At 50.6% G+C, this 14,055-nt stretch carries 13 protein-coding genes; all 13 read right to left on the reverse strand.

All coding sequences use genetic code 11. The features are described from left to right. Nucleotides 1-134 precede the first annotated feature (134 nt). Nucleotides 135-767 carry an urease accessory protein UreG gene (ureG, locus tag ACO0LE_RS17785; protein WP_422961679.1) on the reverse strand — a complete coding sequence of 211 codons (633 nt, stop codon included), beginning with the start codon at nt 765-767 and terminating at the stop codon, nt 135-137. Nucleotides 768-818: 51 nt separating this feature from the next. Beyond that, a complete protein-coding gene (locus ACO0LE_RS17790; protein WP_422961680.1) occupies nt 819-1,499 on the reverse strand; it encodes an urease accessory protein UreF in 681 nt (226 codons plus the stop codon). A 6-nt stretch (nt 1,500-1,505) separates the two neighbouring features. Next, nucleotides 1,506-2,054 (reverse strand): urease accessory protein UreE, encoded by a 549-nt coding sequence (gene ureE, locus ACO0LE_RS17795; protein ID WP_422961681.1) that lies wholly within the window; start codon nt 2,052-2,054, stop codon nt 1,506-1,508. A gap of 63 nt (nt 2,055-2,117) precedes the next feature. Next, nucleotides 2,118-3,818 (reverse strand): urease subunit alpha, encoded by a 1,701-nt coding sequence (gene ureC, locus ACO0LE_RS17800; protein WP_422961682.1) that lies wholly within the window; start codon nt 3,816-3,818, stop codon nt 2,118-2,120. After that, on the reverse strand, nt 3,815-4,180 hold the full coding sequence (locus tag ACO0LE_RS17805) for an urease subunit beta (protein WP_422961683.1): 366 nt from the start codon (nt 4,178-4,180) through the stop codon (nt 3,815-3,817). The genes ureC and ACO0LE_RS17805 overlap by 4 nt, the downstream gene beginning before the upstream one ends. Before the next feature lie 8 nt (nt 4,181-4,188). Continuing rightward, nucleotides 4,189-4,491, reverse strand: a complete 303-nt coding sequence (locus ACO0LE_RS17810; protein ID WP_422957144.1) for an urease subunit gamma — start codon at nt 4,489-4,491, stop codon at nt 4,189-4,191. A gap of 150 nt (nt 4,492-4,641) precedes the next feature. After that, nucleotides 4,642-5,526, reverse strand: coding sequence for an urease accessory protein UreD (locus tag ACO0LE_RS17815; RefSeq protein ID WP_422961684.1), 885 nt, complete (start codon nt 5,524-5,526; stop codon nt 4,642-4,644). Nucleotides 5,527-5,533: 7 nt separating this feature from the next. Next, nucleotides 5,534-6,232, reverse strand: a complete 699-nt coding sequence (gene urtE / locus ACO0LE_RS17820; protein WP_422957142.1) for an urea ABC transporter ATP-binding subunit UrtE — start codon at nt 6,230-6,232, stop codon at nt 5,534-5,536. 141 nt (nt 6,233-6,373) lie between these two features. Continuing rightward, nucleotides 6,374-7,228, reverse strand: a complete 855-nt coding sequence (urtD, locus tag ACO0LE_RS17825) for an urea ABC transporter ATP-binding protein UrtD (RefSeq protein WP_422961685.1) — start codon at nt 7,226-7,228, stop codon at nt 6,374-6,376. Then, the gene (gene urtC / locus ACO0LE_RS17830) at nt 7,225-8,373 is read right to left on the reverse strand and encodes an urea ABC transporter permease subunit UrtC (protein WP_422961686.1); all 1,149 of its coding nucleotides are present in this window, start codon (nt 8,371-8,373) and stop codon (nt 7,225-7,227) included. The genes urtD and urtC overlap by 4 nt, the downstream gene beginning before the upstream one ends. Next, a complete protein-coding gene (gene urtB / locus ACO0LE_RS17835; RefSeq protein WP_422961687.1) occupies nt 8,370-9,974 on the reverse strand; it encodes an urea ABC transporter permease subunit UrtB in 1,605 nt (534 codons plus the stop codon). Before urtB ends, urtC begins: the two co-directional genes overlap by 4 nt. A gap of 284 nt (nt 9,975-10,258) precedes the next feature. After that, entirely contained in the window at nt 10,259-11,512 is a 1,254-nt protein-coding gene (gene urtA / locus ACO0LE_RS17840; protein WP_422961688.1) for an urea ABC transporter substrate-binding protein, read from the reverse strand. A gap of 507 nt (nt 11,513-12,019) precedes the next feature. After that, nucleotides 12,020-13,705, reverse strand: a complete 1,686-nt coding sequence (locus tag ACO0LE_RS17845) for an alkaline phosphatase D family protein (RefSeq protein ID WP_422961689.1) — start codon at nt 13,703-13,705, stop codon at nt 12,020-12,022. Nucleotides 13,706-14,055 lie beyond the last annotated feature (350 nt).

A 14,055-nucleotide genomic window follows, 5' to 3' on the forward strand; every position in this document is an offset into this window, starting at 1 on the left:
TGGATCGGTGCGATTAATATAACACTTCCCTTACAATAAGTAGGGTTATTAATTATTAATTAAGTGATTTACTCCTAATCTGTATCACTTTTGCCATTAATAATGGCTCACATCATACTGTCGCTCTAAAAGAACTATTTATCTAACAATCCCTGCTTACAAATAAATTCAATCACCTGAGGCACGCCATCACCGCTGCGCAGATTGGTAAAAATAAATGGTCGCTCACCGCGCATTTTTTTTGCATCATGCGCCATGACATCGAGGTTCGCGCCGACATACGGTGCCAGGTCGGTTTTATTGATAATCAATAAGTCAGAACGGGTAATGCCGGGGCCGCCCTTACGCGGGATTTTTTCGCCACCAGCCACGTCAATGACATAAATCGTCAAATCAGATAGTTCAGGGCTAAAAGTGGCTGCAAGATTATCACCGCCCGACTCCACCAGAATCAAATCCAGATCAGGGAACTCAGCGCTCATGCGGGCAATTGCCTCAAGATTAATTGAGGCATCTTCACGAATCGCCGTATGCGGACATCCGCCTGTTTCTACTCCCATCAAACGCTCGGCGGGTAAAGCGTCGGCACGCAACAGGATTTCCATATCCTCCTTGGTGTAGATGTCGTTCGTGATGACGGCCATGTCGTAATCATCTCGCATGGCTTTGCACAGCATTTCGCATAAGGCGGTTTTGCCCGAGCCAACCGGACCGCCGATGCCGACGCGCAGAGGATTTGAGGTAGTTGCTACTGAAGTTGTTGTCATAATTTTCGAATGGAATAGTTGAGCACAATACGTTACCTTAAAAAGTACTTTTTACGATCGGTAGAGCCGGCTGTACTGGATCTCGTGCTGCATGGACAATAAGGATAAGCCGGGCGACCAGTTCGATAATTCGTCATCAGGCAAAGTGTGTGCGACAAGTGCCGCGGTCTCCAATTCTGGTCGTAGCGAGAGCAATAAGCGCTGCCCGGATACCTGACCCAAAGGTACCGATTTAACACATACCAGTACCTGATTTTCAGCCCATGAAAACAGCATAGCTAACACGCAGGCATCGGCTGGAATATCCAGCGCAACGGAAGCAAACGCCATGGCGGTTGGCAGAGGTACTTCGGCCTGTTGCTGCAAAATAGCCAGCAATGACGCATCGGCGATTTTTAAATCGATGGCGAGTTTCGACAAGGAATATCCCATCTGTATCGTCTCGGCACGGAACTCTGCCGTATCCCGTGCAGCGATAAAGCGCTCGGTCCACAAGCTCACAGCCCCTGCATCACGCGCAGAAAATGCGCTTAACAAACGCCAGAGTATCGGCGCCTCGAACTGGGCGACTATATGATGCAAGGCGCCAACGATCCAGGTGCGCGCCGATGCCTCGTCCCTGACGAGACCATTTTCTATGGCTGCCCCCAGCCCTTGCGAGTAGCTGTAGGCGCCGATAGGCAATGAAGGACTGGCAAGCTGAAATAAATGCAGGAGCGAAGCGGATTGCATACAAGTTTACGAAGTCTTGTCCGTAGTAAGCTGGGATGGCCGGTGAATCTTCTGCCGCAAAGGTACCGGTGCCAAGAGATTGTGATGATCGTCGCCGTGATGATGGTGACCGCCACCGTAGGCACCGGATTCTGGCTCAAACGCAGCCTGCTCCTCGCTCACGATTGCACCCAGACCTTCCAGCATTTCTTTCAGCACAGGGTCTTTCCGAATCCGCAAAAATCCCGTGCCCGCCTCGTCGCCGACTTGCGCTTGCGTATGCCGGTTACCAAGATGAAACGCGCAGCGCAACAAGGTATGGGGCGTCTTGCAGTCCACACGATAAGTCGCTTCTTTGGCGGCCAGTACCTTTACGACTTGAACCTCGCCGGACTCTGTCATCCCTTGCAGCAAATCGCCATGCCGCAGCACCGTACCGCGCACAGTAAATACCGCCACGTCCTCACCGGAACTCAGGGTCGCACGTTGCCGGCTTTTTTCACGTAATTCGTAAGGCAGAACCAGCTCACCGACAATGCTGTCGGCTTGATCTACTTTGGTGTTCAGGGTCAGCATAGTTTGTAAAGTTCGATTTTAAATTTGTTTTCTAATTTATTAAATGGGTTTCAATCGCAATCATTAAAACAAAAAATAGCGCTGCGCCATCGGTAAAATTTTAGCTGGCTCGCAAACCAATAATTCACCGTTCGCACGTACTTCATAAGTTTCAGAGTCGACTTCCATCTTTGGCGTTGCCGCGTTATGAATCATGTCTGCTTTACGCAAATGCCGCATATTTTTCACGGCAATCAGCGGCTTGTTCAGTTGCAGTTGCGCACCGATACCGGCATCCAGTGCCGCTTGTGAGACGAAGGTCACAGAGGTTTTTAATCCGCCGCCATAGGCACCAAACATAATGCGAGTGTGGACTGGTTGTGGTGTCGGGATTGATGCATTCGGATCACCCATCTGCGCCGCCGCGATCATGCCGCTTTTTAAAATCATCGTGGGCTTTACACCAAAAAATGCTGGTTTCCACAACACGATATCAGCGATCTTGCCGACCTCTAGCGAACCTACTACGTGTGAGATGCCGTGTGTAATCGCCGGATTAATTGTGTATTTAGCGATATAGCGTTTTGCACGGAAATTATCATTGCGGGCATTGTCCTCTGCCAGTGATCCGCGCTGCGTCTTCATCTTATGCGCCGTCTGCCAGGTACGCATGATGACCTCGCCGACCCGCCCCATCGCTTGCGAATCGGATGACATCATCGAGATTGCGCCCATGTCATGCAAAATATCTTCTGCCGCAATTGTCTCGCGGCGTATCCGGGATTCGGCAAAAGCGATATCTTCTGCGATGGCGGGATCAAGATGATGGCAGACCATCAGCATGTCCAGATGTTCATCGAGGGTATTCACGGTATAAGGTCGTGTCGGATTGGTCGACGATGGCAAGACATTGGCCTGACCGACCGCGGCAATAATATCGGGGGCATGGCCGCCACCGGCTCCTTCAGTATGAAAGGTATGAATCGTACGATCCTTAAATGCCGCCAGAGTGTGCTCCAGAAAACCTGCTTCGTTCAAGGTATCTGAATGAATCGCGACCTGGATATCCATACGATCAGCAACGGCCAGGCAATTATCAATTGCCGCCGGGGTCGTACCCCAGTCCTCATGCAGCTTCAAACCGATGGCTCCCGCCAGTACCTGCTCTTCGAGTGGCATCGGCAAGCTCACATTACCTTTGCCGAGAAAACCTAAATTCATCGGAAAAGCATCTGCCGCAGACAGCATCGAATGCAGGTGCCATGGGCCAGGCGTACAGGTTGTCGCAGCGGTGCCCGTCGCTGGGCCGGTACCGCCGCCCAGCATGGTGGTCACGCCACTCATCAAGGCTTCTTCTATCTGTTGCGGACAAATGAAATGAATATGCGAATCGATGCCGCCTGCGGTAACGATCATGCCCTCACCGGCAATGATCTCCGTCGCACCACCTATGCACATCGTGACATCCGGCTGGATATCCGGATTGCCCGCTTTGCCTATTGCAGCGATCTTGCCGCCTTTGAGTCCTATATCCGCTTTCACGATGCCCCAATGGTCGAGGATCACTGCATTGGTAATGACCGTGTCCATTACGTCTTTGTAATTACGCTGTGACTGTCCCATACCATCGCGGATGACTTTTCCGCCACCGAACTTCACTTCTTCGCCATAAGTGGCAAAGTCTTTTTCGATTTCAATAAACAGTTCGGTATCGGCTAAACGAATCCGGTCGCTGGTTGTCGGGCCAAACATTTCTGCATACGCATGGCGTGAGATCTTGCTCATTCGGCCTCCTTGATGTGATCAGTACTTGCTGTCGGCTGAAGATCAGATTCAGGCTGACTCAATGCACCCATCACCTTAGCATTGAAACCATATACTTTACGATCACCAGCCAGAGCGACTAGCTCCACCGTGCGCTTCTGCCCGGGCTCAAAACGAACCGCTGTCCCTGCGGCGATATTCAGGCGCATGCCGTAAGCGCCGTTACGATCAAATTCCAATGCGGGATTTGTTTCAAAAAAATGAAAATGGGAACCAACCTGTATCGGTCTGTCGCCACTGTTCGCCACCACGATAGATGCGGTAACACGGCCAACATTGAGTTCAATATCGCCTGCTTCAATCAGCATTTCGCCAGGAATCATGTGAGCACCTATGGAATAGGATGATGAACGGTGACCAGCTTGGTGCCGTCCGGGAATGTCGCTTCTACCTGAATATCGGGGATCATCTCGGCAATGCCGTCCATGACATCGGCGCGCGTCAGTATCTTGGTGCCATCCGACATCAGCTCGGCGACGGTTTTTCCGTCGCGGGCACCTTCCATGATGGCGGCAGTGATCAGAGCGACGGCTTCGGGATAATTCAATTTCAAGCCACGTGCTTGACGTCGTTCAGCCAGCAAGGCTGCCGTAAAAATCAGCAACTTGTCTTTTTCTCTTGGCGTTAATTCCATGTTTGCTCCTTCAATTTTCTGCAAATTTTTTGCTTTATTCTTCTATCCTCTCACGCCTGCGGTGGAGGAGTATAAAATCGCTGACTCCATCAACAATCTATTTCGTTATTTAACTGCCACAAGGCACATTAGCTTCAGCAATAGCCACGACTAGGTATTCCAGATCCGCGGCACCACGCCTTCACGCCCCAGCAATTCAGGTCGCACAATTTGCCACATGCGTGTCAGCCACTGACGTGCCATTTCACTCGAATGCCCCATATACCTTGCAACGACGACCGTCTTCATCTGAGTCACGCCAACGGCATGAGGGTCGCCCGTCAACGCAATCGCCTCTTCGCGCAAACGCTGGATCAGCGACGCCGGTAATTGTTTGCCGACTGCAATCAGGCTGGCACTGACGGTGTTACCTGCCAGTGCCAGCGGGCTATGCATAGCAGATGAGCCGCCGGCAATACTGCCCTGCTCAAACCAGAGTAACTTACCTTCGCGGCGGATTTCGCTGGTCTGTGTGATTTTTCCGGTATGAAAAGATTCGCCAGAGGCGGTGCGTCCGAAGCACAGAATGTCAGCACCAATATAGCTTGCATCTTTAGCCAAATTGATTTTGTTTTGCAAGCGCACATGCGCAGCATCAAAAAAAATCGTCTCTTGCGGCAACCATTCCAGCGATGCCTGCGCCGCGATATCGAGCTCAATCAATTGATGCGAAACATGGCCATTCGCCTTATACCATTTAGCCGCACCGGGAGTTGTAACAAAGGCGTGTGCACCTGAGGCAACGCTGGTTTTGATATGTAATTCATCTCCTCCGACGACACCGCCGGGGGGGTGTACCACGATGGCATGGCAAATCGACGGAGCTTCCGGATACAGCGGTTTTTGTACGCGCAGCGGGCCAAAATGGCTACGCTCGACCAGCCGTGTAGTACCGGCATCATCGACAAAACCCAGCGTTAGTCTGGCCTGACACGCGGCTTTGATCAAAGGCCCGACAGAAACGCCGGATATAAATGGGTCAACAATCTGATTCATCCTGAAACTATACCGCCAAGTGCCTCTTCACGTCCTCACTGTCCATTTGATCTGCCAGACCGGATGCCACAACTTCACCACGTGAAAGAATGATGAACTGGTCTGCCAGTGCGCGTGCAAAATCAAAATATTGCTCGCATAAGAGTATCGCCATATCGCCGCGCTCGCGTAACAGACGGATAACACGTTCAATATCCTTAATGATGGATGGTTGTATTCCTTCCGTTGGCTCATCAAAAATAATCAGTTTGGGTTCAGCCAGCAAAGCACGTGCAATCGCAAGTTGCTGTTGCTGCCCGCCAGACAAATCTCCGCCACGGCGATGCAACATTTCTTTTAATACCGGGAACAATTCAACCACTTCGTCTTTAATTACGGAGGCCTTGCGACCTGATTTGACAGCCATCCCCATGAGCATATTTTCTTCTACTGTCAGTCGGGCAAAAATTTCACGGCCTTGCGGAACATAGGCAATACCAGCGGCAGCCCGCTCATGTGGCTTGAGCCTGGTGATGTCGCGGCCTTCTAGCATGATGCTGCCGCTGGACACGGGTAACACCCCCATCAGGCATTTAAGCAAGGTCGTTTTGCCGACACCATTACGGCCGAGCAAAGTCAGGCACTGTCCTTTTTCCAGCGACAGCGAGACACCGCGCAAGGTATGGGACGATCCGTAATATTGATTGATGTGATCAACCTGTAGCATAAAAATCCTATTTTTATCGACTAATCCGCAATACTGCTGCGGCTGCTGGAAGCTTTTCGTGCCAAGAGGCGCATGGATAGTGCGGATTCAATTTCGAGAATCAAGACAAAACTGCGGTCTTAATTGAGGGAGTAGCACGTATCAACGCCCCAGATACACTTCGATAACCCGCTCATCCGACTGGACTTGCTGCATCGTCCCCTCTGCCAGTACCGAGCCTTCATGCAATACCGTCACCTTGCCTTCGCGTGCGATCTCTGTGACAAACGCCATGTCGTGCTCCACCACCACAATCGAGTGTTTGCCGCGCAATTCATTCAACAACTCGGCAGTACGCACGGTCTCGGCATCGGACATGCCAGCCACAGGCTCATCCAGCAAAATCAACTGCGGCTCCTGCATCAGCAGCATGCCGATTTCCAGCCATTGTTTTTGGCCGTGTGAGAGCAAGCCGGCGAGCCTGTGTTCGCTGCCGTTCAGACGTATCAATCGAAGAATGTCGTCAATCTTGTCCTTCTGCTCGCTATTGAGCTTGAAGAACAAAGTCGGTCTGACGCGCTTGTTCATCTTCATTGCCAATTCGAGATTTTCAAACACGCTGTGTTGTTCAAACACGGTAGGACGTTGAAACTTACGACCAATTCCGGCATGTGCAATGTCGTACTCAGTCATCTTGCTGAGATCCATAGACTGACCAAAAAAAACACTTCCGGAGGTGGGTCGTGTCTTACCTGTAATGACGTCCATCATCGTAGTTTTGCCAGCGCCGTTCGGGCCGATGATGCAGCGCAGCTCGCCGACGGAAATATCCAGATTCAGATAGTTCAAGGCCTTAAATCCGTCGAAGGACACCACAATGTCCTCAAGATACAAAATCGCGCCATGTATGGTATCGACGCCTTCTGGTTTGATCCGCGAAAACGAGGCCTGCGGCTCGTCGCGCTGTACCAGATCAATCAGGATACCGGCGGCTTTATCATGCACGATATTGCTCATGCCGCCTCCTTCTTGCCGGTCGATGTATCCGGGGTTGCCTGGGTAACCAGTCCATCGGAAGATGCCGATTGCCATTTGCGTTTGAATTGATCGACCAGTCCCAGAATACCTTGCGGCATAAACAAGGTCACCAGGATGAATAACAAACCCAGCGCAAACAACCAAAGATCGGGAAAAGCCGCCGTGAACCAGCTCTTTAAACCATTCACAGAAAAGGCACCGATAATCGGACCGAGCAAAGAGCCACGCCCGCCAACCGCGGCCCAGATCACCATCTCGATCGAATTACCCGGCGACATTTCGGATGGATTAATAATACCGACCTGCGGCACATACAAAGCACCGGCGATACCGCATAAAATCGCAGAGAGCGTCCAGACAAACAGCTTGAACCATAAGGGGTTGTAGCCGATAAACATGAGGCGTGATTCAGAATCCCGTACTGCTTGCAGCACTCGTCCTAATTTAGATTTTACGATCCAGCGACACAGAATTAAGGCCGTAAGTAAAAGACCCAGCGTCACCAGATACAACACGGCTTTCGTCGCGGGTGCAGTAATTGAATAACCGAGAATACGCTTGAAATCGGTAAACCCGTTGTTGCCCCCAAAGCCAGTGTTATTCCTGAAAAACATCAACATAAAGGCAAACGTCATCGCCTGTGTAATGATGGAAAAATACACCCCTTTAATGCGGGACCGGAACGCGAAGTAACCAAACACAAATGCCAGTGTACCCGGCACCAGAACCACCAGCGCCATGCAATACCAGAAGTTATCGGTCATCGACCAATACCAGGGATAGGTTTTCCAGTCGAGAAAAACCATGAAGTCCGGCAGATTACTCTGGTACACGCCATCCCGTCCGATTGCACGCATCAGATACATGCCGTGCGCATACGCGCCCAGTGCAAAGAACACACCATGCCCGAGTGACAGAATGCCGGTATAGCCCCATACGAGATCCAGCGCCAGCGCAGCCAGGGCATAACACATAAATTTCGCGATCAGACCAACGGCATAACTAGAAATATGCAAGGCATGTCCAGCCGGAAAACTCAAATTCAAGATAGGCAACAAGGCCAGAATGACGGCGCAGAAGATGATGCCAGACCAGGCTAGGCGCGAAAATAAGGACTCGCTCATTCTGCACTCCTCCCCTTCATCGCGAACAGGCCCTGTGGCCGCTTCTGGATAAACACGATGATGAAAACGAGTATCGTAATTTTTGCCATGACAGCACCGGCGACGGGTTCAAGAAATTTATTCACTTCTCCCAGACCAAGTGCAGCGATCACCGTACCGATCAGTTGCCCGACCCCGCCCAGCACCACTACCATAAACGAATCGACGATATAACTCTGTCCCAGATCCGGACCGACATTTCCCAATTGCGATAGGGCGACACCGCCCAACCCCGCGATACCGGAGCCCAGACCGAAAGTCATCATGTCGATCTTACCGGTAGAAACACCGACGCAATCGGCCATGCGACGATTTTGTGTGACCGCACGGACAAACAAACCAAGCCGGGTTTTATTCAGTATCAGCCAGACTGCCAGCACAACAAACAAGGCAAAGAAAATAATCACAATCCGGTTATACGAGAGCACCAGTGAACCAAGCACGGTGACACCACCCGACATCCAGCTAGGATTGGCGACCTCGACATTTTGCGCACCGAAGATCGTGCGTACCGCTTGCATCAGCATCAGACTGATGCCCCAGGTTGCGAGCAGCGTTTCCAGCGGCCTGCCGTACAACCAGCGGATGACGGTGCGTTCCAGCACGATCCCTACTGTGCCTGCAACGATGAAGGCAGCGGGCAGCGCGACAATCAGGTATGCATCAATTGCGCCTGGCAAAAAATGCCGGAAAGCCATTTGACACACATAGGTCGTGTACGCACCAATCATCATCAGTTCGCCGTGCGCCATATTGATAATACCCATCAGGCCAAAGGTAATCGCCAGTCCCAGTGCAGTCAGTAACAGCACGCTGCCTAACGAGGCGCCATAAAACAAATTACCGGCAAACTCGGTTCTGACGATGCGGCTATTTAGCGCGTTCATGGTATTGGCGGCTTCAATACGAATACTTTCGTCAGGTTCCAAGGGCTTGCCATCGGGTCCCATATCCAGCATTTTTTGTAGCGCAGGCTTGATGTTGGCATTTGTGCTGTCTTTCAGCGCGATGACCGCGGCTTTGCGGACAAGCGGATCGGTAGACTGCAAATTAGCGGTTGCGGCAACGAGTTGTAGCAAGGATTTAATCTCAGGATCGTTTTCTTTTGTCAGTGCTTTAGTAATCAATGGCGCTTGTTCGGGACTGGCGCTTTTTTGTAGTTCCAGCACTGCAGCCAGGCGCAGTGCACGATCTGTCGAAAACAGCTTTAATCCAGACAGTGCGTCATCCACCACGGCACGCAGACGGTTGTTGACAGTGATGCCATCAATGCCCTCAGGTAAGGGCGTCGTTTTATCATTGGCGAGATTGGTGGCTTTATCATTGTCGACGATATACAACTGACCGTCTGGCGTTGCATAGAGGGTGTCATTTTTCAACGCTGTCAGCACTTTCAGGGCATCCTGATTTGCCAGTACCGCGATCTGATTGACGGCGGCAATACGGGCATCAGGATCATCGCCGGCTAAAGGCTTAAGTACAGCAGGATCAATCGCCGCGCTGGCGATTACGGCATGCAGGCAAAGCAATCCGGGCAAGACTATTTTTTTAAATAGCGACATAAACGCACTCTTCCGGGCTGAAAAATTCGTCAAAAAAATGAAGCGTCGTACTACGGTAGTGCAGATAGAACAGGAAAAAAAACAGCTCAATACCAGACCAGCATCAACACAATGCCGGGGTTGGCAATCACTCCTTCCCCGGCATTGGTGAATCACACGTCCAGAACTTATGTCTCAGTTTCAGCTCAATTCAACTCAATTCATGGCGTCGATCAACTCGGCTCCGGCAATAGCAGAGTCAAGTTGATCTGTCGTGCATCGCACTGAGTACATAGCTCAGACAACTACATTTTTTGCTTAGTCTCGTTACCAGGGATGTAAGGACTCCATGGCTGAGCACGGATCGGGCCTTTGGTTTTCCATACAACGCTGAACTGACCATCACCTTTGATCTCGCCGATCATGACTGGCTTGTGCAAATGGTGATTCGTTTTATCCATCGTCAGTTCAAAACCTGATGGCGCTTTGAAAGTCTGACCACCCATGGCAGCGATGACTTTATCCGTATCGGTGGATTTGGCTTTTTCTACTGCTTGCTTCCACATATGGATACCGACATAGGTTGCTTCCATCGGATCATTGGTGACGACGGTACTGGCGTTAGGCAGTTTTTTGGCAACGGCATAGTCTTTCCATTGCTTGATAAATGCCGTATTCACAGGATTTTTCACTGACTGGAAATAATTCCATGCAGCGAGGTGACCAAGCAAAGGCTTAGTATCGACGCCGCGCAACTCTTCCTCACCTACCGAGAATGCGACAACCGGCACGTCGGTCGCTTTAAGGCCGGCATTACCCAGTTCTTTATAAAACGGGACGTTGGAATCGCCATTGATCGTAGAGATCACCGCAGTCTTGCCACCAGCAGAGAACTTCTTGATATTCGCGACGATGGTCTGATAATCAGAATGACCGAACGGCGTATAGACCTCATCGATATCGGTATCTTTCACACCCTTGCTATGCAAGAAAGCGCGCAGAATTTTGTTAGTCGTGCGTGGATAAACATAATCCGTACCGAGCAGCACAAAGCGCTTGGCACCGCCGCCCTCTTTCGACATCAGATATTCGGTCGCTGGGATCGCTTGCTGGTTCGGTGCTGCACCCGTGTAGAACACATTTTTTTCCAGCTCTTCGCCCTCGTATTGAACCGGGTAGAACAAGAGACTATTCAGCTCTTTAAATACTGGCAATACCGATTTACGTGATACCGACGTCCAGCAGCCAAACACGACAGCGACTTTATCTTGCGCAACCAGCTGGCGCGCTTTTTCTGCAAACAAAGGCCAGTTCGAAGCAGGATCCACAATCACCGGCTCCAGCTTTTTACCCATCACACCGCCGTTCGCGTTGATCTCATCAATCGTCATCAAGGCAACGTCTTTCAGCGACGTTTCGGAAATCGCCATCGTGCCTGATAGCGAGTGAAGAATGCCGACTTTGATCGTGTCAGCGGCATACGCATGCGGCAACCAAGCCGCAGTAGCCAGAGTAAAGGCGCCAACTGCAGTCGATTTTAATAGGGTGCGACGAGACATTTGTTGCTCCTAAGCGTGAGTGTGAATGAGCTAGTTAAACAGCGTTAAACAGCGAATGTAAAAACGAACTAAATATCGAACGAAAAAGCAGACGACAAAGCAAACAAAAAAAATCACAAAGCTAAAAAAAAGCGGAGTGCGGAGTTCGCATGACTACCTTTAGCAGATTGCGTGCCAGAGGCAGGAGGTCTGCGTCATGCGGTTTGTAGTGAGCGGGCGTGACTATTACTGATGCATTCGCATCAATTTTGTGCAAGTGACAAAGAATTGTTGGTCGCCGCTTCAGTCTGGTGCGTTTCCAGGCAATAAAACGTGCGTAAGAAGATCTGTCGCCAAATAAAATTCGAGAACAAAATCAGGCCTTGCTAGAAAGAATCAAGCTCAATCGCGGACAAAATAACAGACGATACTGGGATACTAATCAGTTATTGAGTTCTTCGTAAAAACAAAAAAACCAGCAAGCCTGCTGGTTTTTTTATGTAATAAAGGACGAATGTGATGACCGGACTACACTGGCAGTAATTTCCGATTCGCAGCACCCGGTAAGGTCTTTAAAGTTTTACCCGGGACAACAGTATAAGTTTTGGATTTGACCGTACTGACGTATCGCCATTCTGCCCTTGCCTCTGTCGGGGTCGCCGTCACGATCATGAAGCCACGGTTTTTCGTTTCAGCATAGACCAGAGGTCCGATGATCTGCTCCAGGCCGCCTGCGACTTTAGCCGGATCTTCCTTGGGGAAAATTTCTTCAAAACCTGGTGAGGTAACCGAGGTCACGCCGAACTCGACACCAACTGCGTTCCCACTCAGATCAGCAAGATCACTGGCCCAGGTGTTATGAGTATCACCTGCCAGCGCGATCAAATTTTTATCCAATGCTTTGGCGGTCGCAAAAACCGTCTCACGTGCGGCGGCATAACCATCCCATGCATCAAGATTGTAAGGAATGGATGGCTGTGCCAAAATTTGCTTTTCGGCAGCAGTTAATGTCGCTGGCGCAGTCTGCGCTTTCACCAATAGCGCGGTGTAATCACTGAAATTGATTGCTTGCAGTACCAGTGGCGCGGGAATATTCATGCGTGCCATCAACACCTGCTGTCCCAGAATTTGCCAGGTCGCCGCAGACTTGCCGAGCTGGGATTGTAGCCAGGATGTTTGCTCTGCGCCCATCAGCTGGCGGGTCGGATTGCTAATATCAGTCGTAAATTTTACTGCATCAAATGCACCGCTGGCACTGATGTAATTGGTGTAGCTAAGCTGTTGTTCACGCCCGATCAGACGGGTATCCAGCATATGCAGGGAGACCAGATTACCAAAATCAAAAGAGCGATAGATACGGTCATTTTTGGTCGGATCCGGCAAGCGGATAGGCATCCACTCGTTGTAGGCCTGCAAAGCAGCAGCACGACGGGCACTAAAAGGTCCTTCTGTCGCCGGATCATGATTCTCCGCGCCACCGATCCAGGCGTCGTTGGCAAATTCATGATCGTCCCAGATGGCAATCAACGGCAACGCTGCATGCATCGCCTGCAAATCTCCGTCGGTGCGATATTGTGCGTAACGGCTGCGATAGTCGGTCAGCGTGATGATTTCATTTTTCGGATCAACCAGACGATTTAAGCTGGCCGCATCTTGCGAGGCGTAGCCATCGCGCTGGTATTCATAGATGTAATCACCCAGATGAATCGCGGCATCAATATCGTTGAGTTTGGCGACTTCAGCATACACATTGAAATAGCCTGCTGGATAATTAGAGCACGTAAATACCGCAAGTTTTACCTGGGAGACGCTACCAGTCGGCAACGTCTTGGTACGACCTGTCGCAGAACGTGCTGTGCCATACGTGAAGCGATAAAAATATACGGTGCTCGCAGACAGGCCAGTGACATCGACCTTGACAGTGAAATCCCTGGCCGCATTGGTCGTAAAGCTACCGGATTTAACGATGCGGGTAAATTGGTTATCGCTCGCCATTTCCCATGTCACGTCGAGATCCTGACTTGCCGACGGAGTCAGGCGCGTCCAGATAATAACTTTATCGCTTTGCGGGTCGCCACTGGCAACACCATGCAAAAAATTGACTGTCAAATTATTGCCATTCCCGCCGCCACAGGCAGCGAGCGACAATGCGCTGGAAACGGCAACCGTGCTGAAGGTGAAGTCACGGATAAACTGGCGGCGAGAATTTTTCATAGTCAGCAGAGGAAAGGAAGTGAGAAGCCGCCCAGCATAGAAAGTTTTTATGACTTAGAGATGACTTGGATGGGAAGACCAGTGGAGGAATTACTCAGGATATTTTCATATCAATGACATAATCTTGTGATGGAAATCTAACAGGAAAATTCTGAGAGGGACATGCGAATATTGAATTTCTGATGCGGTGATGTGATGTCCTGCACTAACGTAACCGGTTCCTGAGAGGGGTTATTTTCAACGGAACCTAAACCCGGCACAATCCCCCCAGTTCAACATCACGGAGCGGGAAAGGAGTAAGCCGACCTCAGATGTCTCAAAAGAATCGACATGGCGTCATCACCTGACAC

Origin of the sequence: Undibacterium sp. Xuan67W (assembly GCF_049340165.1) — a bacterium.
Lineage (GTDB): Bacteria > Pseudomonadota > Gammaproteobacteria > Burkholderiales > Burkholderiaceae_D > Undibacterium.